Annotated in this window: 21 protein-coding genes; 12 read left to right on the top strand and 9 right to left on the bottom strand. The window is 61.1% G+C overall.

Features of this window, described 5'->3' with window-relative positions:
• Positions 1 to 23 precede the first annotated feature (23 nt).
• The 4 genes from ACMDB8_RS10435 (at position 24) to ACMDB8_RS10420 (ending at position 3,585) form a co-directional block, all read left to right on the top strand.
• The gene (locus ACMDB8_RS10435; protein ID WP_056723644.1) at positions 24 to 689 is read left to right on the top strand and encodes a CoA transferase subunit B; all 666 of its coding nucleotides are present in this window, start codon (positions 24 to 26) and stop codon (positions 687 to 689) included.
• Between the two features lie 11 nt (positions 690 to 700).
• Positions 701 to 1,882 carry an acetyl-CoA C-acetyltransferase gene (locus ACMDB8_RS10430; RefSeq protein WP_056723643.1) on the top strand — a complete coding sequence of 394 codons (1,182 nt, stop codon included), beginning with the start codon at positions 701 to 703 and terminating at the stop codon, positions 1,880 to 1,882.
• Between the two features lie 216 nt (positions 1,883 to 2,098).
• Positions 2,099 to 2,893 carry a hypothetical protein gene (locus tag ACMDB8_RS10425; RefSeq protein WP_056723686.1) on the top strand — a complete coding sequence of 265 codons (795 nt, stop codon included), beginning with the start codon at positions 2,099 to 2,101 and terminating at the stop codon, positions 2,891 to 2,893.
• 125 nt (positions 2,894 to 3,018) lie between these two features.
• Positions 3,019 to 3,585: a hypothetical protein gene (locus ACMDB8_RS10420; RefSeq protein ID WP_056723641.1), complete on the top strand. Its 567-nt coding sequence runs from the start codon at positions 3,019 to 3,021 to the stop codon at positions 3,583 to 3,585.
• A 3-nt stretch (positions 3,586 to 3,588) separates the two neighbouring features.
• Here ACMDB8_RS10420 and ACMDB8_RS10415 read toward each other — a convergent pair whose 3' ends face one another.
• From ACMDB8_RS10415 to ACMDB8_RS10405, 3 genes are all read right to left on the bottom strand, one after another.
• Positions 3,589 to 4,305: an alpha/beta hydrolase gene (locus ACMDB8_RS10415; RefSeq protein ID WP_409079305.1), complete on the bottom strand. Its 717-nt coding sequence runs from the start codon at positions 4,303 to 4,305 to the stop codon at positions 3,589 to 3,591.
• A 181-nt stretch (positions 4,306 to 4,486) separates the two neighbouring features.
• The gene (locus tag ACMDB8_RS10410; protein ID WP_409079304.1) at positions 4,487 to 5,599 is read right to left on the bottom strand and encodes a succinylglutamate desuccinylase/aspartoacylase family protein; all 1,113 of its coding nucleotides are present in this window, start codon (positions 5,597 to 5,599) and stop codon (positions 4,487 to 4,489) included.
• 198 nt (positions 5,600 to 5,797) lie between these two features.
• On the bottom strand, positions 5,798 to 6,577 hold the full coding sequence (locus ACMDB8_RS10405) for an ABC transporter substrate-binding protein (protein WP_046043258.1): 780 nt from the start codon (positions 6,575 to 6,577) through the stop codon (positions 5,798 to 5,800).
• 286 nt (positions 6,578 to 6,863) lie between these two features.
• Between ACMDB8_RS10405 and ACMDB8_RS10400 the strand changes: the two genes are divergently transcribed.
• On the top strand, positions 6,864 to 7,502 hold the full coding sequence (locus tag ACMDB8_RS10400; RefSeq protein WP_409079303.1) for a type 1 glutamine amidotransferase: 639 nt from the start codon (positions 6,864 to 6,866) through the stop codon (positions 7,500 to 7,502).
• A 91-nt stretch (positions 7,503 to 7,593) separates the two neighbouring features.
• Here the strand turns inward: ACMDB8_RS10400 and ACMDB8_RS10395 are convergent, their stop codons facing one another.
• Positions 7,594 to 8,028, bottom strand: coding sequence for a rhodanese-like domain-containing protein (locus ACMDB8_RS10395; protein WP_056723634.1), 435 nt, complete (start codon positions 8,026 to 8,028; stop codon positions 7,594 to 7,596).
• Between the two features lie 101 nt (positions 8,029 to 8,129).
• Between ACMDB8_RS10395 and ftrA the strand changes: the two genes are divergently transcribed.
• Entirely contained in the window at positions 8,130 to 9,104 is a 975-nt protein-coding gene (gene ftrA, locus ACMDB8_RS10390) for a transcriptional regulator FtrA (protein WP_409079302.1), read from the top strand.
• A 149-nt stretch (positions 9,105 to 9,253) separates the two neighbouring features.
• On the opposite strand, the gene cobF is transcribed toward ftrA, so the two are convergent.
• Positions 9,254 to 10,009 carry a precorrin-6A synthase (deacetylating) gene (cobF, locus tag ACMDB8_RS10385; RefSeq protein ID WP_056723630.1) on the bottom strand — a complete coding sequence of 252 codons (756 nt, stop codon included), beginning with the start codon at positions 10,007 to 10,009 and terminating at the stop codon, positions 9,254 to 9,256.
• Entirely contained in the window at positions 10,009 to 10,581 is a 573-nt protein-coding gene (locus ACMDB8_RS10380) for a histidine phosphatase family protein (RefSeq protein WP_056723628.1), read from the bottom strand. Before ACMDB8_RS10380 ends, cobF begins: the two co-directional genes overlap by 1 nt.
• Before the next feature lie 562 nt (positions 10,582 to 11,143).
• Here ACMDB8_RS10380 and ACMDB8_RS10375 point away from each other — a divergent pair.
• Positions 11,144 to 12,160 carry an arginine N-succinyltransferase gene (locus ACMDB8_RS10375; RefSeq protein WP_409079301.1) on the top strand — a complete coding sequence of 339 codons (1,017 nt, stop codon included), beginning with the start codon at positions 11,144 to 11,146 and terminating at the stop codon, positions 12,158 to 12,160.
• Positions 12,161 to 12,209: 49 nt separating this feature from the next.
• Positions 12,210 to 13,244 (top strand): arginine N-succinyltransferase, encoded by a 1,035-nt coding sequence (gene astA, locus ACMDB8_RS10370; RefSeq protein WP_056723623.1) that lies wholly within the window; start codon positions 12,210 to 12,212, stop codon positions 13,242 to 13,244.
• Positions 13,245 to 13,268: 24 nt separating this feature from the next.
• On the opposite strand, the gene ACMDB8_RS10365 is transcribed toward astA, so the two are convergent.
• Positions 13,269 to 13,391, bottom strand: coding sequence for a hypothetical protein (locus tag ACMDB8_RS10365; protein ID WP_263291688.1), 123 nt, complete (start codon positions 13,389 to 13,391; stop codon positions 13,269 to 13,271).
• Here ACMDB8_RS10365 and ACMDB8_RS10360 point away from each other — a divergent pair, their 5' ends adjacent.
• A complete protein-coding gene (locus tag ACMDB8_RS10360) occupies positions 13,392 to 14,261 on the top strand; it encodes an isocitrate lyase/PEP mutase family protein (RefSeq protein WP_008052116.1) in 870 nt (289 codons plus the stop codon). It abuts the gene before it with no gap.
• A 201-nt stretch (positions 14,262 to 14,462) separates the two neighbouring features.
• Here the strand turns inward: ACMDB8_RS10360 and ACMDB8_RS10355 are convergent, their stop codons facing one another.
• Entirely contained in the window at positions 14,463 to 15,536 is a 1,074-nt protein-coding gene (locus tag ACMDB8_RS10355) for a diguanylate cyclase (RefSeq protein WP_223541514.1), read from the bottom strand.
• Positions 15,537 to 15,734: 198 nt separating this feature from the next.
• Here ACMDB8_RS10355 and ACMDB8_RS10350 point away from each other — a divergent pair, with 198 nt between their 5' ends.
• The 3 genes from ACMDB8_RS10350 (at position 15,735) to hglS (ending at position 19,722) form a co-directional block, all read left to right on the top strand.
• Positions 15,735 to 17,189, top strand: a complete 1,455-nt coding sequence (locus ACMDB8_RS10350; RefSeq protein WP_223541513.1) for a flavin-containing monooxygenase — start codon at positions 15,735 to 15,737, stop codon at positions 17,187 to 17,189.
• Between the two features lie 22 nt (positions 17,190 to 17,211).
• Positions 17,212 to 18,168, top strand: a complete 957-nt coding sequence (locus ACMDB8_RS10345; RefSeq protein ID WP_409079300.1) for an alpha/beta fold hydrolase — start codon at positions 17,212 to 17,214, stop codon at positions 18,166 to 18,168.
• Between the two features lie 147 nt (positions 18,169 to 18,315).
• The gene (gene hglS, locus ACMDB8_RS10340; protein ID WP_409079299.1) at positions 18,316 to 19,722 is read left to right on the top strand and encodes a 2-oxoadipate dioxygenase/decarboxylase HglS; all 1,407 of its coding nucleotides are present in this window, start codon (positions 18,316 to 18,318) and stop codon (positions 19,720 to 19,722) included.
• Between the two features lie 349 nt (positions 19,723 to 20,071).
• Here the strand turns inward: hglS and ACMDB8_RS10335 are convergent, their stop codons facing one another.
• On the bottom strand, positions 20,072 to 20,650 hold the full coding sequence (locus tag ACMDB8_RS10335) for a hypothetical protein (protein WP_409079298.1): 579 nt from the start codon (positions 20,648 to 20,650) through the stop codon (positions 20,072 to 20,074).
• Between the last annotated feature and the right edge of the window lie 76 nt (positions 20,651 to 20,726).

Genomic DNA, 20,726 nt, shown 5'->3' with positions numbered 1-20,726 from the left:
GACCGAATGAAGGAATAACGACAATGGCACTTTCCCGCGAACAAATGGCTCAACGCGTCGCCCGCGAAATGCAGGACGGCTTCTACGTGAACCTGGGCATCGGCATTCCGACCCTGGTCGCCAACTACATCCCCGAAGGCATGGAAGTCATGCTGCAGTCGGAAAACGGCCTGCTGGGCATGGGTCCGTTTCCTACCGAAGAAACCATCGATGCCGACATGATCAACGCCGGCAAGCAAACCGTGACCGCCCGTACCGGCGCGTCGATTTTCTCCTCCGCCGAGTCCTTCGCGATGATCCGCGGTGGTCATGTCGACCTGACCGTGCTGGGCGCCTTTGAAGTGGACGTGCAAGGCAACATCGCCTCGTGGATGATCCCCGGCAAACTGGTCAAGGGCATGGGCGGCGCGATGGACCTGGTGGCCGGCGCCGACAACATTATCGTCATCATGACCCACGCCTCCAAGGATGGTGAGTCCAAGCTGCTGGACCAATGCAGCCTGCCGCTGACCGGCGCCGGGTGCATCAAGCGTGTGCTGACCGACCTGGCCTACCTGGAAATCGAAAACGGCGCGTTCATTCTCAAAGAACGTGCGCCGGGTGTCAGCGTCGAAGAGATCGTCGCCAAGACTGCCGGTAAACTGATCGTGCCGGACCACGTGCCGGAAATGCAGTTCGCTGCCCAGTGAGGAATCATTCCATGCAAGAAGTCGTCATTGTTGCCGCCACGCGCACCGCGATCGGCAGCTTCCAGGGATCCCTGGCCAATGTGTCCGCGGTTGACCTGGGCGCTGCGGTGATCCGTCAGTTGCTGGCGCAAACCGGCCTGGATCCTGCGCAGGTCGATGAAGTGATCATGGGCCAGGTGCTGACCGCCGGCGCCGGGCAAAACCCTGCGCGCCAGGCCGCGATCAAGGCCGGCCTGCCCTTCGCCGTACCGGCCATGACCCTGAACAAGGTCTGCGGCTCCGGTCTTAAAGCATTGCACCTGGGCGCCCAGGCGATTCGCTGCGGCGACGCCGAGGTGATCATCGCCGGTGGCCAGGAAAACATGAGCCTGGCCAACTACGTCATGCCCGGTGCCCGCACCGGCCTGCGCATGGGCAACGGGCAAATCGTCGACACCATGATCAGCGATGGCCTGTGGGACGCGTTCAACGATTACCACATGGGCATCACCGCCGAGAACCTGGTTGAGAAATACAGCCTGACTCGCGAGCAGCAGGACGCGTTCGCCGCCGCCTCGCAGCAGAAAGCCGTGGCCGCCATCGAAGCCGGGCGCTTTGTCGATGAAATCACCCCGATCCTGATCCCGCAGCGCAAGGGCGATCCGCTGTCCTTCGCCACCGACGAACAGCCACGGGCCGGCACCACCGCCGAATCCCTGGGCAAACTCAAAGCCGCCTTCAAGAAGGACGGCTCGGTGACCGCCGGTAACGCCTCGTCGCTGAACGACGGTGCCGCGGCCGTGATCCTGATGAGCGCCGAAAAGGCCAAGGCCCTGGGCCTGCCGGTCCTTGCAAAAATCGCCGCCTACGCCAACGCGGGTGTCGACCCGGCGATCATGGGCATCGGCCCGGTGTCGGCCACCCGCCGCTGCCTGGACAAGGCCGGCTGGAACATCGACCAGCTTGAGCTGATTGAAGCCAACGAAGCCTTCGCCGCGCAATCGCTGGCGGTGGCCAAGGACCTGGAATGGGACTTGAACAAGGTCAACGTCAACGGCGGCGCCATTGCCCTGGGTCACCCGATCGGTGCCTCGGGTTGCCGCGTGCTGGTGACCCTGCTGCATGAAATGCTCAAGCGTGACGCCAAAAAAGGCCTCGCCACCCTGTGTATCGGTGGTGGTCAGGGCGTAGCGCTGGCGCTCGAAAGGGCGTAAGCCAACAGCGTTCAACAGACGGCGCGGGGACCCACGAAGATCCGTGATCTGTCTGGAAAAACACCCGGTGCGATGCAAGTCGCACCGGGTTCTTTTTTGCCTGGGTTTTTCATTTCCAGCGGGTTTGATTTTTGTATACAAAACTCGCGAACACATAAAGCAATCCACCCGATGCAATGCTACCGTTGCCACCTCACACAGGTCGGAGACGTGCGCGTGTTGATCCTCAAGTTGCTGTTGATCCCAGGCTTCCTGCTACTGATTTCCCTGGCTGGTAAACGCTGGGGGCCGAGCGTGGCCGGTTGGTTGTCGGGGTTGCCGGTGGTGGTCGGGCCGATCCTGTTGTTCCTCGCCCTCGAACAAGGCCAGGCGTTCGCCGCGCAATCGGCCACTGCCGCGCTGTCAGCCATGTTCGCGATGATTGCGTTCTGCGTGACCTACGCCCAGGTCGCACAACGGGCCGGATGGCCGCTGGCGCTGGTGATCTCGCTCTCGGTCTGGGCACTGGTGGCGGTTGTCCTGTCGCTGATCCCGGCCTCCCTGGTGTTCTCGGTGTGCGCCGCCGCCACCGCGCTGCTCGCCGCACCGTACCTGTTCCCCACCGTGCAACCGGTGCTCAGTGGCCCGGCACCGAAATCCGACAAGCTCCTGTTGCGCATGATGGCCGGTGCATTGCTCACCCTGGTTGTCACGCTGTTGGCCAGCACCGTTGGCGACCGCTGGAGCGGCCTGCTGGCGGTGTTCCCGGTATTAGGCAGCGTGATGGCGGTGTTCTCCCAGCAAACCCGTGGCCCGGCCTTTACCGCCGCGTTGCTGCGCGCCACCGCCACCGGCATGTACTCGTTCGCCGCCTTCTGCCTGGTGTTGGCGCTGGCCCTGCCAACGATGGGAATGAACGCTTTTGTGCTGGGAGTCGCGGTATCGGTGGCCATGCTGGGCGTGACCAAACGCCTGCTGGCGCGGCCGGTTGGCCCGGTGACGGACACCGAGGGAGCAGTCATCAAACGCTAAGCTGCATCAGGTCATCGGGCCAGGATGATGCCCGCCCCAGCGACCGCTGAGTAGAGCACACTGGAATGCATCGCAACCTCCATGGGATGATCGCCCCCACTGCGCGCCCATCCCTGGAGATCCCGATGTCATTGTTGAGTAAGAAAGCCCTTGTCCTGCTGCTGGCCGCCGCTACCGGCCTTGGGGCTTTGAATGCGCAGGCCGCCAAGGCCACGTCCAGTGCTGCGCCCGCCCACAAAGTCTCGATGCTCGGCAGCAAGTTCACCTTCAACCTGCCCAAGGGTTTCATCGCCAACCCGCTGCCGGCCAGCCCGGACGGTGCCAGCGGCACCCTGTACAGTAACGAGACCACCAAGACCGTGGTGATCGCCGCCGAAAACACCCTGCCCAACGGTGTCAGCGTCAAGGACAACGACGGCGGGTTCCTCGACGGCACCGCGGCCGATTTCGAAGCGGCGCAACACAAATCCCTGCCCGACTACAACAAGCTCAGCGAGAAAGCGCTGACCCGTACAACCGGGCTGGGCCTGCGCCAGATCGACGGCACTGCCACGCAGGGCGGTGGCATGACCCTCACCACCACGCTGATGGCCGCATCCGGCACTCGCATGGCGGTGATCCAGGTGATTTCCCGCCCAGGCGACATGGCGGCCCACGAAACCCTGATCAAACAGATCGTCAGCGGAAAATGAACCTCAGGGGTTGAGGCGCTGCAACCAGGCGCTCAAGTCCTGTATCTCGTCGGCGCTGATACTGTGACCGACACCGGGGTAGGCGTGAAACTCGGGTTCGAGTGACACGCTCTGCAGCAGGCTGTTGGCTTCGGTGCCGTCGCTCAATGGCAGGCGTTTGTCCTGCTCGCCATGACCGATGAAAATCGCCAGGGACTGGCGTTTTTCATCCGGTTGGAGCTCGGACTTGAGCACCGGCAGAATCCGCCCGCTCAACGCAGCGATCCCACCGAACGCCTCGGGATGGCGCAGGCCTGTTTCGTAGGACATGATCGCACCCTGGCTGAAACCGACCAGGAACACCTTCTCGGGTTCGGTGTGATATTTCTTCGTGGCCTGTGCGACGAAGTCCAGCAGCAACTGGCCGCTGGCCTTCAGATCATCGGTCTCGCCGTTGTAGGCCCCTTCACCCTTCTTGCGAAACCACTGGTAACTACCCTCCTGCATCACCATCGGCGCCCGCACCGACAGGAAGGTGTAGGACGCGGGCAAGTCATCCTTGATACCGAACAGGTCCTGCTCGTTACTGCTGTAACCGTGGAGGAAAATCACCAGGGGTTGATGGTTCGAATCGGCGTTGGCCTGCGCCAGGTACTTGAGCGGCAAATCGGTTTGCAGAGGGGTTTGAGCGTGGACAGCGGTGGATAGCAGGAGCGTGAGCAGCGCGAGCATCTTCAACATGGGTCTTCCTTCACTGAATGCAGGATTCGGGGAAGAGCCTAACACTGGTCAGTAGGCAGGAACATCTCGGGCGTGGCGGATGCCGCCTTCGCGAGCAAGCCCGCTCCCACAAGAATCGCGTAAACCCTGTGGGAGCGGGCTTGCCCGCGAAGAGGCCCGAACAGCCTGCGAAATTTCTGAATCAGTCGTTGATCAACTTGCCCACCCGAATCGGCTCGCGCCCGGCGACCTTCGCCTGCCAACTGCCTGGGTGGGTGTAGCGCCCACGGTCGATGGCGAACAGCACACCGCTGGTGCCGGCCTGCACGGTGGTGACCTTGTCGTTCAACGGGTCGACCACCTCGAACAGCGCATCGCCCTTCTCCACCCATTCCCCGGCTTCACGCAGGAAACTGACCACGCCGTGATGCGGGGCGAACAGGTATTGGGTGCCTTCGAATGGCATGCCCTCACAGCATTCAGCCGGTGCCGCCGGCCAGGTGCCGGAGATGAATCCTTGCTCGGCGAGGAACCCGAGAATGGCCTCGCAATTGGCCTGGGCCTGGTCGACCCGAGTGTCGCCCATGCTGCCCAGTTCCAGGGTGGTCGCCAGGTTGGCCGGTGGAATCGCCGCCGCCGGGAACGCCCTGGCCAGGCGCAACCATGGCGAAGAGCAGGACTCATCGAACGAACTGCCGCCGGAGTCTTCACACAACAACGCCACACCGGCCTTCAAGCGCGCCGCCAGGGATTGCCACTGCGGCCAGTGCTGCGGCAACGCATAGATGTGGATCGCAGCGTCGAAATCGCAATGCAGGTCGAGGGTGATGTCGGCGTCGCAGGCATGGCGCAGCAACAGGCGGTGCATGGCTTCCAGCTGCGATGGCGCTGCCGGCAAGCCGTCGAGGACCTCGCCCATGGCCTGGCGAATCAGCGCGATGTTGGCCTGGGCGTCGGAGCCCAGGCGATCACCGATCAACTCGGCCACCGGCGCACTGAGTTCGACGAACGAACGGTTGAAGTTCTTGCCGCTGCCGAGCTCGAAGCGCCCCAGGTGGCTGCCTTGCAAGTGCTGGTCGAGGCCAATGGGATTGGCCACCGGCACCAGTTCGATCACACCCTTCAATTGTCCCAGTTGTTCCAGTTCGGTCAGGCGTTTCTTCAACTCCCAGGCGGTGCGCATGCCCGGCAATTCGTCGGCGTGCAAGCTGGCCTGGATGTACACCTTGCGCGTGCCCGCGCCATAACGGAACACGCTGAGGGTGCGCTCGCTGCCCAAGTGGCTCCAGGGCAGTTTGTGGTCGATGCGTTGCATGGAAATACTCCTGAATAGCAAGGTCACCATTGTGGGAGCGGGCTTGCTCGCGAAGGCGTCGGTACATTCAACATCTCTGTTGCCTGACACGACGCCTTCGCGAGCAAGCCCGCTCCCACAGGTATCTCGTTTCAATAGAAGAAGCACAAAAAAAATGGCAACCGCGTCTGACGGTTGCCACTTTTCCAAACGGTTGGATTACTCGCCGTAAACGTCAAACTTGAAATACTTGTCCTGCACTTGCTTGTACTTGCCGTTGGCGCGGATTTCGGTGATCGCTGTGTTGAATTTCTCGGCCAGGGCGGTATCGCCCTTGCGCACGGCAATGCCGGCGCCGCCACCGAAGTATTTCGGATCGTTGTACTCTGGGCCAACGAAGGCAAAACCTTTACCGGCGTCGGTTTTCAGGAAACCGTCGTCCAGGTTGACCGAGTCGGCCAGCAGCGCGTCAATGCGGCCGGAGACCATGTCCAGGTTGGCTTCCTGCTGGGAGCCGTAGCGCACCAGGACAATGCCCGCCGGTTGCAGCACTTCAGTGGCGAAGCGGTCGTGGGTACTGGCGCGCAGCACACCGACTTTCTTGCCCTTGAGCTCGGTCAGCGGGTCCTTGACGTCGGTGCCTTCCTTCATCACGAAGCGTGCCGGGGTGTGGTAGTACTTGATGGTGAAATCGACGTTCTTCTTGCGGTCGTCAGTGATGGTCATGGACGACAGGATGGCGTCGATTTTCTTGACCTTCAGCGCCGGGATCAAACCGTCGAACTCTTGCTCGACCCAGGTGCACTTGACTTTCATCTGCTCGCACAGCGCATCGCCGATATCCACGTCGAAACCGGTGAGTTTGCCGTCAGGGGTTTTCATCGAGAATGGCGGGTAGCCGGCTTCGATACCGATACGGATCGGCTTGGCGTCTTCGGCCACGGCGGTCAGGGACAACATCGACAGTGCCAGGGCACCGAACATCACTAGCTTCTTCATTTATAACTCCTGTGTGCGGAGGCTTTTATTGGCAGCTTCGATTGGCAGCGTTCGGTCATCGCTTCGTGAGCAGGAACCGAAGTGGCCGGCAGTCTAGAGCGGCTACAGGAGGGCAAATTACGCCGAGGCGACAAATATTTACAGAAAAGTGGCAGCCGGAGGGAGGCGTCGAGGTGAACGCGCCATGACCAGGTTTTCAGGCGTCATCCGACAGAACGGGTCGACTGGCTATGCCCGGTGTTTTGCGGCACATTGAGCGCCCTTGTGTCCCATCGAGAGTAGCTTGATGCCCACGTTGAACCTGATCCAGCACCACCCCGCCGAAGGTCCGGGCGCCATCGGCATCTGGGCCGAATCCCGAGGGCTGGCGCTGAAGGTGTTTCGCGCCGACCTCGGCCAATTGCCGCCGGTCAGCGCCGATCCGGTGATCCTGTTGGGCGGGCCTTATGAATCCAATGCCGGCCCGGCCTGGCTGGAAGCCGAACGGCAATGGCTCAGAGGCTCGCTGGATCAGCACGCGGCCGTGTTCGCGATATGCCTGGGAGCACAGTTGCTGGCGCTGAGCCTGGGCGGGAATGTACGGCGGATGGACCGGACCGAAACCGGATGGACCAACGTGAGCTTTATCGATGGGCAAACGCTGAAGGTGCTGGAGTGGCACGAAGACGCCATCGACCTGCCGCCTGCCGCGCAGCTGTTGGCCAGTAGCGCGCACTGCGTGCAGCAGATGTACCGCGCCGGGCCGACGCGGCTGGGGCTGCAGTTTCATCCGGAGTGGAACGCCGAGTCGGTGGCCATGCTCAATGCGCACTTTGGCGATGAGTCGCTGTTGCCTCGGGAGCCGCAGGACGATGCGGCCTACGCCGATGTGTTGGCGTGGTTGCAGGCGACACTGGATGAGTGGTGGGCGGCGGGAAATGAATAATGCAGATCAAAAGATCGCAGGCTGCGCCAGCTCCTACAGGCAACGCAATCCAATGTAGGAGCTGGCGCAGCCTGCGATCTTTTCGGTTACATCAACACTCGCAACCGACCACGCGGCTGGTTTGCCGCGGCACCCCGGCACTCAACTCAAACCCTTCATCCAGCCATCCGGTCACGCCGCCGATCATCTCCTTGACCGGATAACCCAGGGCCGCCAGTTTCACCGCCGCCTTGTTGGCACCGTTGCAGTGAGGCCCGGCGCAATACACCACGAACAGGCTGTTTTTCGGATAACCCGCCAAACCTTCGGCATTCAGCAAGCGCCCGGGAATGTTGATCGCTCCCGGTACATGCCCGCGTTCGAACGCCAGAGGGCCACGAACATCCACCAGAATGAAATCGACTTCGCCAGCCTGCTGGCTGCCGTGGACGTCGGAACAATCGGTTTCGAAGGTCAGACGGTTGCTGAAATGCATCAGGGCGATGGCCGAAGGGGCGGCGGGGATTTCGCGGACCAGGCTGGTCATGGGCTCTACTCCAAAAAAGCGGTGGGTGTGGGAAGACTTTATCCGCCAGCCGCTTGCGGCTACAGTGGCGTACAAGACACCTACCGGGAACTTTCCGCCAAATGCACCCCACCCCAGGAACGGTCGCGATTCTGGTCTACGACGGCCTCTGCACCTTCGAGTTCGGCATTGCCGTGGAGATCTTCGGCCTGCCACGGCCTGAATTCGATTTTCCGTGGTACGAGCATTGTATCGTCGCGGTCGATCAAGGCCCGATGCGTGCCATGGGCGGCATCCAGGTACTGGCCGATGGCGGCATGGAATTGCTCGCCAATGCCAGCACCATCATCATTCCCGGTTGGCGCGACCGTAGCGCCACGGTGCCGGCGGAACTGATCGCCGCCCTGCGCCAGGCCCATGCCCGGGGGGCGCGGTTGCTGTCGATCTGCTCCGGTGTTTTCGTCCTCGCCGCCACCGGGTTGCTCGACGGGCACGGCGCGACCACGCATTGGCGCTATACCTCGGAACTGGCCGAGCGCTTTCCTGGCATCCTCGTGGACCCGGACGTGCTGTATGTCGATTCCGGCCAATTGATCACCTCCGCCGGCAGCGCGGCAGGCATCGATGCCTGCCTGCACCTGGTGGCACGGGATTTCGGCACCCAGGTGGCCAATTCAGTGGCCAGGCGCCTGGTCATGTCGCCGCAACGCAGCGGTGGCCAGGCGCAATTCATTCCAACGCCGGTCAGTCCTGCACCGCGTAGCGATCTTTCCCGCGTCATGCAGTGGGCACGTGAGCGTTTGCACGAGCCGCTGGAGGTGCGCGACCTGGCCAGTGAAGCCGCCATGAGCGAACGCACCTTCCTGCGTCGCTTCACCGAAGCCAGCGGCCAGTCACCGAAAACCTGGTTACAGCACGAACGTCTGGGCCGCGCCCGCGAACTGCTGGAAAGCAGCGACCAGAACACCGAGCAGATTGCCGAACGTTGTGGTTATCGTTCGGTGGAAAGCTTCCGGGTGGCCTTTCGAACGGTGGTTGGCGTACCGCCTTCGGTGTATCGGGAGCGGTTTGGGCGTGGGAGTAATGCTATTTCTTGAGCTGTTCTCAAGGGCCCCTTCGCGAGCAAGTCGGATCGCCGCATCGCCGCTCCCACAGGTTTTTGTGTTGTTCACACCATCTGTGCAGTGCAGCAGATCCCTGTGGGAGCGGGCTTGCTCGCGAAGGCGTCAGCCCGGTCACCGACCGATCAAAGCTTACGCAACAGATAGGTATCCATGATCCAGCCATTGGCCAGCCTTGCAGCCTTGCGCACCCGTTCGATTTCATCCGCCACATCCTTGAGCTTGCCGCGGATCAGGATTTCATCCGGCGTCCCCAGATAGGCCCCCCAGTAAATCTCGGTGTCCTGATCCACCACCTGATGGTAAGCATCCTGAGCATCGAGCATCACCACCAGGCTGTCGGCATCGCTCACCTGCCCTGCCGCCAGACGCCGGCCGGTGGTGATTTCAACGGAGCGGCCAATCTGGTTGAGCGGCACCTTGTGTCGGGCCGCCAACGCCTGGACGCTGGTAATGCCGGGGATCACCTCGAACTCGAACCCACAGGCGCCAGAGGCCTGGATCGCCTGAAGGATACGGATCGTGCTGTCGTACAACGCGGGGTCGCCCCACACCAGAAAACCGCCGCACTGGCTGTCGGAAAGCTCCTCGTTGATCAGCCGTTCGAAGGTTTGTTGCTTGGCCAGGTTCAAGTCGTCGACACTGGTCTTGTAGTCCACCTCACCGCGCTCGCGCTCAGGGCTGTGGGCTTCGACAAAACGGTAATCGTGGCCGGTGATGTAGCGTGAGCAGATTTCGCGGCGCAGATCGATGAGTTTGTCTTTGTCCTGGCCCTTATCCATGAGAAAAAAAACATCGACCTGATTCAACGCCTTCACTGCTTGCATCGTGATGTAGTCGGGGTTGCCGGCACCGATCCCGATGACCAGGAGTTTTTTCATCACAGCAAGTCCTCGGGGTCGGTGCCCGGCAAACGCAGCCGCCAGCAACCATGGAACCGCAACTCGACAGCCGACAGGGGCTCGACGTCGATCAGGCTGGACGCTGCCCCCTGCAACACCTGCGTCAGCGCGGCACGGATGACAAAGGGATGGGTAACGGCAGCGATGTGCCCCGGCGTCGATTGCAAGGTTGTCAACCACGCGCCAACCCGCTCCTCCAGTTGCACCCGCGACTCACCACCGTGGGGCGCCGAAGCCGGATCGTCCAGCCAATCCTGGAGCACCAGGGCTGCGGTTTTTTGCAGCTCACCGATGCGCACACCACCCCAACGCCCGAAGTCGCAGTCCCTCAAGGCGTCGACAATCTCCGGTGCGCTGCCGAACAGTTCAGCGGTTTGCCGGGTGCGCAACTCCGGGCCGCAGACAAGACGCGGAGCGCCCTTGAACTGTTTGCAACGGGACAGCCTGAGCGCTTGCCAATCCATCTCCAGAGGTTCGTCCAGAGGAAAACGCGCCAATTTCTGTGCGACGGTTCGCGCGTGGCAAATCAGGGTTAAACGGGTTGCCTGCACCAGCAATCACTCCGGGGTGGAAAGGAACGACGGCGTAAGGTGACCGCCATCGCGCAATTGTGCCGCAACACAGCAGGCCCGGGGGGTGTTTAATTTTCCTGCTTGAAACGGATTCCTTCAGTCATTTCCTGCCAGATTTTCTGTCATGGCTGACCGTAATGCAGGCAATCGCCTACAAGACTTTACGACATCGCCGTAGCCCTTTGGTACAGGCATTTCGCCCCTTTTTCGGGCACGAGCAAAGCACATGAAAATTCACTAGACAGGCAGTACGCGATGATCAAATACTCCTTTCAACGGACCGTTAAAACACTTGCCACGTTCATCCAGCAGGAGCCCGGATGCCTTTTGTCGACCCCCCGTTCAAAGCACCTGGCCAGGCATCGCCTGCGGCCGAGCCGCCTGTTCCTCGTTTAATGCGGTCGATCCCAGGAAATATCCGATAAGAAAAAGCGTGGCGCCTGACAACGTTCAGACGACCACCGATTTAATGTGTGGAAAAACCGACAGTGATAGTCAGGTTCGGCTCGATCGCCGAATCGTTTGATACAGGAGTGTCTCCATGCTGGTCTTGCGTCCAGTCGAGTTGGCCGACCTGCCCCAGTTGCAGAGGCTGGCACGTGAAAGCCTCGTGGGCGTCACGTCCCTGCCCGACGACAGCGAACGGTTACGCGGAAAAATCCTCGATTCCTGTGCCTCGTTCGAAAAGGACGTTCAGGCTCATGGCGCGGAAAACTATTTCTTTGTACTCGAAGACCTGACGACACGACACCTGGCCGGCTGCTCGGAAATCCTCGCCACGGCCGGGTACGACGAGCCGTTCTACAGCCTGCGCAACCGGCACTTCAACAGTGCCTCGCGGGAACTGAACATCGAGCACGGCGTTCCGGCCCTGTCGTTGTGTCACGACCTCAGTGGCCACACCTTGCTGCGAGGCTTCCATATCGATGCCGCGCAGGTGCGCAGCGCGCATTCCGAACTGCTGTCGCGGGCGCGCCTGCTGTTCGTCGCCGCCCACGCCCGGCGTTTTTCCGACACGGTGATCACCGAGATCGTCGGCTACAGCAGTGATGAAGGCCACTCGCCATTTTGGGACGCCGTGGGCAAGCATTTCTTCGACCTGCCCTACATCGAGGCCGAACGGCTTTGCGGCTTGCAAAACCGCAGCTTTCTCGCCGAACTGATGCCGCAGTATCCGATCTACGTGCCCATGCTGCCCCAGGCGGCACAGGACTGCATCGGCAGCATCCACCCCGATGGCCAGGAAGCCTTCGATATCCTCGAACGGGAAGGCTTCGAAACCAACAGCTACATCGATCTGTTCGATGGCGGCCCGACACTCTTCGCGCGCACCTCGGGCATTCGCTCCATCACCCACAGCCAGTGCGGCGTAACCCAGCCTGGCCTGGTGATCGATGCTCGTGGCAGATTTCTGGTGAGCAACGATTCACTGAAGGATTATCGGGCCATCGTCGCCGATCTTGATTACATCCCCGGGCAACCCGTGACCCTGGACACCGCCATGTGCGAGGCGCTGAAGGTGACCGAGGGCAGCCCCATCAGGCTGGTTGCCCTGTGAACACTCAGCAGATTCAACGCCCGGGCACACGCGCACAAGGAACCACCGCATGATTGTTCGTCCGGTCCAGATCACCGACCTGCCCGCCCTGTTCACGCTGGTGCGTCAGGCCGTTCCGGGGCTTACCAGCCTGCCGGCCGACGAAGAACGCCTGGCCAACCGGATTCGCTGGGCCCAACGCACCTTCGCCGGGCAGGTCGATCGGGCCGATGCCGATTATCTATTCGTGCTTGAGGACGACGAGCAACAAGTGATGGGCGTCAGCGCCCTGACGGGTGGTGTTGGCCTGCGCGAGCCCTGGTACAACTACCGGGTCGGACTGACAGTCAGCGCTTCGGTGGACCTGGGCATCCAGCGCCAGATCCCGACCCTGTTCCTGAGCAATGAATTGACCGGGCAATCGGAGATCTGCTCGTTGTACCTGCGCCCCGATCAGCGTCAGGGCAGCAACGGCCGTTTGCTTTCCCTCGGGCGCCTGTTATTTGTGGCCGAGTTTACCCAGCTGTTCGGCAACCGGATCATCGCCGAACTACGCGGCAGTGCCGACGAACGCGGCGGCTCGCCGTTCTGGGACAGCCTCGGCCGGCATTTTTTCAAGATGGAATTCAGCCACGCCGATCACTTGTCCGGGCAGGGCAACAGATCCTTCATCGCCGAACTGATGCCGCGCCAGCCGCTGTACACTTGCCTGCTCACCGAACAGGCCCAGGCAGTGATCGGCAAGGCCCACCCCAATACCGAACCGGCCCTGAAAATCCTCAGCGCCGAGGGTTTTGCCCACAAGGGCTACATCGATATCTTCGACGGCGGGCCGGTCATCGAAGCCCCGGTTTCCGCGATCCGCACCGTGCGCGACAGCCGGCCGCTGTCACTGGCCATCGGCTCGCCGGACGAGAAAGCGCCCCTCTGGCTGATTCACAACCGCCGCCTGGAAAACTGTCGCATTACCTGCGCCCCGGCCCGACAGGTGGGCAATAGCCTGGTGGTTGATCGCCTGACCGCCAAGCGCCTGCAGTTGCAACCCGGTGACTCGGTGCGCGCCGTACCGCTGCTTGACCAGCGGCAACAGGCTGTGGCGGCGTGACTTATCAGTTCCATCGCTGCGACGTCAATCGGCCTGATCCAGCAAATTCGTCATCATTCTCCCCTGGCGCGCGTGATAGCCTTTTATCTCTTCGGCGTTGACACTTTTGCTCAAGCCCTTCCATTCCATTCCATTGGTGGAACTCATATGTCCAGGCTTTCCCATCAAGACTTGCGCCGCAATTTTCGCCAACTGTTCGCCTCCGACACCTGCTACCACACGGCCTCGGTGTTCGACCCGATGTCGGCCCGCATCGCCGCCGACCTGGGCTTCGAAGTCGGGATCCTCGGCGGTTCGGTCGCCTCGCTGCAAGTGCTGGGCGCCCCCGACTTTGCCCTGATCACCCTCAGCGAATTCGCTGAACAGGCCACCCGCATCGGCCGTGTCGCCCAGTTGCCGGTGATCGCCGACGCCGACCACGGCTACGGCAACGCGCTCAACGTCATGCGCACCATCGTCGAACTCGAACGGGCCGGCGTCGCCGCGCTGACCATCGAAGACACCCTGCTGCCCGCGCAGTTCGGCCGCAAATCCACCGACCTGATCACGGTCGCCGAAGGCGTCGGCAAGATCCGCGCAGCGCTCGAAGCCCGCTGCGATTCGGAAATGGCAATCATCGCCCGCACCCATGCCGGGATTCTGCCGGTGCAGGAAATCATCAGCCGCACCCGGCAATACCAGAGCGCCGGCGCCGACGGGATCTGCATGGTGGGCATCAAGGACTTCGACCATCTGGAGCAGATCGCCGAGCACCTGAGCGTGCCACTGATGCTGGTGACCTATGGCAACCCGCTGCTACGCGATGACAAGCGCCTGGCCGAATTGGGTGTGCGCGTGACCATCGACGGCCATGGCGCCTACTTCGCCGCGATCAAGGCGACCTACGACAGCCTGCGCGAACAACGCCAGATCCTCACCCAGACCTCGGACCTGAGCGCCACCGAGCTGACGCACACCTACACGCAACCCGAGGAATACATCCGCTTCGCGGAAGAATTCATGAGCGTCAAGGAATGACCGTTTAAACCGACACGCCGCCTTCGTCGGATCGCCGCCCGGAGCAAGCCCGCTCCCACAGGGATTCGGAGTGAGTACAAGATTTGTGTTCAACAGAAATCAACTGTGGGAGCGGGCTTGCTCGCGAATAGGCCATCACATCCAGCATCCCTGCCGACTGACACCCCGTCATCGCGGGCACAAATGTCTTGCGCTAGACAGTCACACCGAGTCGAGCAGTTCGCGATGGGGTTTGCCGTTACCGCAGCAGATCACTCGATTGCGCCCGGTGGTCTTGGCTTCATACAACGCATGATCGGCGTCATTGAGCCAAAGCGTCGCGTCGGCGTGGGCCGGGTTGAATGACGCCAGGCCGATGCTCAGGCTGACTTTCAGCGCCGGATTCTGCTCGTAGCCCAAGGTGGCGAAGCGATCACGCAGGGCATCCATGACGGCGATGGCGCGGTTCAGGGGCAGGTCCGGAAGGATCACGCAGAACTCGTCACCGCCGTAGCGCCCTGCCACATCAGTCGCCCGCAGGTTCTGCTTGAGCATTTTGCTCAACTGACGCAAGACGATGTCGCCGGCAACATGGCCGTAGGTGTCGTTGATCGCCTTGAAATGGTCGATGTCGATCAGGGCGATCGCCCCACCTTTTTGCTGGCGTTTGCAACGCTGGAACTCGATCTCCAGCTGGTCCTTCCAGGTGCCATGGTTCAGCAGGCCTGTCAGGCTATCGGTGCGGCTCAGTGCCAGCAGTTCACGCTTCTGACAGCCGAGCGTATGGGCCTGGCGGAAGCAGATCCAGCCCAGCGCCAGTGGATACAGGCACAGCAACGGCAAACAGGCATAGAGCTGCACTGCGCTGGTGGCAGGAATGAACGCCGGGGCGAAAATCCGCAGGCCAACGAGCACGCCGAGGATTTGCGCGGCTGTCCCGGCCAGCAGGAAGCGCAAGCCGCCGATGGCCACGTTGTTCATGGCCATCATGGAAATGGTGGTCGCGCTGGGCAGTGGATTGAATTGCATCGCGGCAATCCAGAAGCCGCCGAGAAAGGCATCGATCAGCAGATTGCGGTGTTCGGCATGATAGGGCGTCCTGGCCCGGCGCGCCCATTGGTAAGCCAGATGCGGCCAGACCAGGCCATTGAACCACATGAAACCCCAGACCCAGGGCGCCGGATCGAGTGGATACATTGCCGCGCTCACGCACACCAACCCCAGGGCCAACCCCAGGGTCCGCGATGTATAGAGCCTCCTGGCCAATGAAGATCCTTTTCCTCCCGCTTTTGCCATAGGGCCTCTGTGCCACTCGACGGAATGCGATTACAGCCTGTGCCTGTGCGCTGGAGTCTATCAGGGTGAGATTAAATAGCCATCACCGGCTGACAGGCTGAATATCGCGACATCACGCTCACATAAAAGCAAAAGCCTCACCCCGGAAACGGCTATACATGAAAGAAGGGGTTGATCGATGACCATAAGAGGAGGCCCATGCAGACCTTTCAAGTATTGATCATCGGCAGCGGGTTTGGCGGCCAATGTGCAGCAATCAATTTGCTCAAGGCCGGCATCGACGATTTTCGCCTGCTGGAGCGGCGGGATTTCTTCGGCGGCACCTGGTGCCAGAACACCTACCCCGGCGCGGCAGTCGACGTGCCCTCGCCACTGTACTCCCTGTCTTTTGCTCCGTATCACTGGACACAAATGTTCGCCGAACAGGCCGAACTGCACCGCTATACCCGCCACGTGGTGGAACACTTCGGCCTGCGCGACAAGGTGGAACTGGGCGCCAATGTCGAGCGTGTCGAATGGGACGACACCAACAGACGCTGGACGGTATACACAACCGACAAAGGCACGTTTTGCGCGCAGTTCCTGATCAACGCGACCGGGCCGCTGAGTCAACCGGTGGTCCCGCGCTTCGACGGACAGGAACGCTTCCAGGGCAAGACGTTCCACACTAACAACTGGGATCACCACTACGACTACCGGCAAAAACGCGTGGCCATCGTCGGCAGCGGCGCCAGTGCGGCCCAGGTCATTCCGGCCATCGCTCCGGACGTCGGGCACTTGCATGTATTCCAGCGCACGCCTCACTGGGTGCTGCCCCGGGCTGACCGCCGCTTTGGCCGTTTCCAGCGCTGGCTGTTGGGATTCAAGCCGGCCTACAAGCTGCTGCGCTGGGGGATCTACTGGCAATTCGAAACCCGGGTGATTGCCTTCAAGTATTCGAAACCGGCGGTGCACATGGTCCAGCGCCAGGCCCTGCGCTTTCTCAAACGCCAGGTGCCGGACGCCGAACTGCGGCGCAAGCTGACTCCGGACTACACCATCGGCTGCAAACGGGTAATCCTGTCCAGCACGCTGTACCCGACCCTGGCGCGCAGTAACGTGACGCTACACGGGCGCGAGCAAGGCATCGCGTCCATCGACGAAACCGGCATCGTGACCCTGGACGGCCAGCACATCGACCTGGACCTGATCGTCTGGTCCACCGGCTACGATGCCACCGACGGGGTGATTTCCTACCCGGTAACGGGCAAGGACGGCACCCGTCTCAAGGAGGTCTGGGCTCAGTACCCCCGGGCCTACCTCGGCACCGCCCTGCCCGACTTTCCCAACCTGTTCATCGTCACGGGACCGAACACCGGCATCGGCCACACTTCGGCGCTGTTCATCATCGAATCCCAGATGAATTACATCCTCGATTGCATTCGCACCGTGAAGACTCAAGGTTTACGCAGCATCGAAGTTCGCCATGAGGCGGAACGTACCTACACTGAAATGATCCACCGGGAAATGGAACGCACCGTGTGGAAATCCGGTGGGTGCCACAGTTGGTATCAAAGCAAGAGCGGTCATGTGATTGCCATGTTTCCGGGATTCAGCTTCAGCTTTCATCGCTTGACCCGAGCGCTGAAACCCGCCGATCACATATTGTCCTGAGCAGATAGAAGGGAGACGCGTGATGCTTTTGTTGTTCGTCGTTCTCGTAGTGTTCGTCGCCTGGAGCTGGCTGACCTACCCGGCCATCGGCTACTGGCTCTATGACTTGAGCATGGCGGCCGAGGCCAAGTTGTACCGGCTGCACAAGATCGTCGTGCCCATCCCCGAAATGACCGTCTCGACCTGGCAAGGCGGGCCGTACGAGGCCACCAGCAGTGTGCTGATGCTCCATGGCTTCAGCGCCGACAAGAACCTCTGGCTGCGTTTCGCCCGGCACTTTGTCGGCAGCCATCGGGTGATCATCCCGGACATCGCCGGCCATGGTGAAACCGGCTTCAAGGCGGGCGGCGGCTACGACATCCCGCTGCAAGCCAAGCGCATGATCCAGCTGCTGGACGTGTGTGGAGTCGAGAAAGTCCATGTCATCGGCAACTCCATGGGCGGCTACATGGCGGCCTGGCTCGCGGCCACGTATCCGGAACGCATTGTCTCCGTAGCCCTGATCGACCCGGCCGGGGTCACTTCGCCCGAGCCCAGTGACCTTGAACGGCATTTGGCCAAGGGCCACAACCCGTTTCTGATTCATTCGCGGGAAGAATTCAAGCGCTTCTACGCCATGACCATGGCTTCGCCGCCCTGGGTACCGAAACTGGTGCTCGATGCCGTCGCCCAGCGCTATGAACAGTCCCGCGAGGAGCTGGAAGAAATCTTCCACGAATTCCGCGCCAGCCCGCCGATGGAACCGCGCCTGCCCGACATCACCGCCCCGGCGCTGTTGCTGTGGGGACGCAAGGACCGGCTGATCGATGTCAGCAGCGTGGCGGTCTGGAGCAAGGGCATCGCCGACCTGCGCGTGCATATCTGGGACGCCATCGGGCACATGCCCATGGTGGAAGCGCCCTACGGCTCGGCGCGCCTGTATCGCGAGTTTTTGGCATCGCTGCGTTCGGAGAGCCCACAGGATCAACGACTGCACTAGGGGCGTTCTCAGGTGGGGAAACTAATTGAGAACGCCCCCTGACAGTCCTTTACAGAATGAAGTTCGTCAGAAACTTCGTTTGTCGGCGTCGCGCAAGGCTGCGATCTTTTGTCCATCCTTTACGTCACCGCGCCAGGAATCCTGTTCATGAACCACCCGAACTTCATCAGCCCTGACCTGATCCGCCAACGCTTCTCCAAAGCGATGTCCGACATGTACCGCGAGGAGGTGCCGTTGTACGGCGCTTTGATGGAACTGGTGGAACAGACCAACCGTCACGTGCTGGACAGCGATGGGCAAATCCTGCGGCAGCTCACCAGCACCGGCGAAATCGAGCGCCTGGACCTGGAGCGTCATGGGGCGATCCGCGTCGGCACCGCCGACGAACTGGCGACCCTCGCCCGCCTGTTCGCGGTGATGGGCATGCAACCGGTGGGTTACTACGACCTGACACCGGCCGGCGTGCCGGTGCATTCCACGGCGTTTCGCGCGGTGCATGAAGCATCGCTGCAAGTCAGCCCGTTCCGGGTGTTCACCTCGCTGTTGCGCCTGGAATTGATCGAAGACCAGGAGCTGCGAGCGTTCGCCCAGTCGATGCTCGACCAGCGCTCGATCTTCACCCCCACGGCCCTCACGCTCGTCGAACGCGCCGAATCCCGGGGTGGCCTGACCGAGCAGGAAGCCCAGGTGTTCGTCGAACAGGCACTGGAAACCTTTCGCTGGCACCACAGCGCCACCGTCACCGCCGAACAGTATCGACAGCTCAGCGCCCAGCATCGTCTGATCGCCGACGTGGTGGCGTTCAAGGGCCCGCACATCAACCACCTGACACCGCGGACCCTGGACATCGACATCGTCCAGGCGCAGATGCCGGCCCATGGCATCACCCCCAAAGCGGTGATCGAAGGCCCGCCTCGCCGCCAGTGCCCGATCTTGCTGCGCCAGACCAGCTTCAAGGCCCTGGACGAGCCGATTGCCTTCACCGATCAAAGCGAGGCTCGCGGCAGCCACAGTGCCCGGTTCGGTGAGATCGAACAGCGCGGTGCCGCCCTCACGCCCAAAGGTCGCGCACTCTACGACCGCTTGCTCAATGCCGCACGGGATGAACTCGAGGACTTCCCCAACGAAGCCAACGCCGCACGCTACAACGCCCTGATGGCACAGCATTTCAGCGAGTTCCCTGACACCTGGGAAGGCATGCGCCAACAGGGCCTGGCTTACTTCCGCTACTTCGTGACGGAAAAAGGCATGACGGCGGGCGACCTGAAAAGCACGCCCCTGGAAGACCTGCTCAGCGATGGATACCTGCGGGTTGAACCGCTGGTGTACGAAGACTTCCTGCCGGTCAGCGCGGCGGGGATTTTTCAGTCAAACCTGGGGGATGCGGCACAAACCCGTTACGGCGCCCATGCCAACCAGCAGGCGTTCGAACAGGCCCTGGGGCGTTCAACGATCGATGAACTGGAACTGTATGCCGAGAGCCAGCGGCGTTCGATCGAACAGTGTTTCGCCGCGTTGGCCGATGTTGTTCAAGTCAATAAAAAACAAGGCTGAAGGACTTGTTACAACTCAATAAAAAAGGGCGACCTGCAGGCCGCCCGTTTTTTTATATCCAAAACCTTCAATACAACAAATAAAGTGTTCGCCCAGTGCAATGGCCTCGGCAATCCATGCACTGGTAAAGAGCCCTGACACTGGGCGAACGGAAAGCATTTTAGTAGAAACGGACTGATATGTCCGTGCCACAAAGATGAAATTTATCGACACAATGTTTAACAAGATGTCGATTTAAATACTATGCAACACGACAGTACAAACTCACCTGTTCGGCCATTACGGGCTGATTATTCCTATACAAAACTTGCACAAAAATAATCAGCCTGTATAGAACCATTACTCAATATTAGTGTTGGCTGGTCACCGTTAATACGTCGGTATAAACCACGTTGACGCTTTGCCCGACTTTCAAGTCCTTGAGTTTGGCCTGGACTTCAGGTCGTTTGACGTCGACGGTCTTGGACTTGCCTTCCGGGTTTTCGAAGGTCACCTGGTTTTTCTTCAGGTCGATGTGGGTGATTTTCAGCTGCACTTTCACCTGGCGGTAAGCTTCGCCGCCCGGATTGGCGCTGCCGGGTGCTGCGCGGATTTCGCCGGTGGCTTCGGCGGTGCCGGGCAGGCCTTTGTCGATATCGGTGTCGAGGTACGCTGCAACGGCGCTGGTGACCGTGATGTCGACCGTATCGCCGGCCTTGAGGTTATCGAGGTTTTTCGCCTTGTCGGTCAATTGCACCGGGAACTCGTTGCCCTGCGGGCCCTTCAGAACCACGGAATGGTTCGCGGCATCAACCGAAACGACTTTGGTGGAGACCTGATCAGCCACAACGACTTCGGACAATGGGATATCGGCGGCAACCGCGCCAAAACTGGCGGCAGACAACATGGTAGCGAGGGTGATGGCTTTGGTCAGTGCATGGCGTTTCATAGGCAGAACTTTCCCTGTGATAGATGGCAACAGACGGCGTTGAAAACGGGCTCAACGCCATGTGTGCGCTGAGCAT

Origin of the sequence: Pseudomonas monachiensis (genome assembly GCF_047345015.1) — a bacterium.
GTDB lineage: Bacteria > Pseudomonadota > Gammaproteobacteria > Pseudomonadales > Pseudomonadaceae > Aquipseudomonas > Aquipseudomonas monachiensis.
This window is presented reverse-complemented; position numbering and strand designations above follow the sequence as displayed.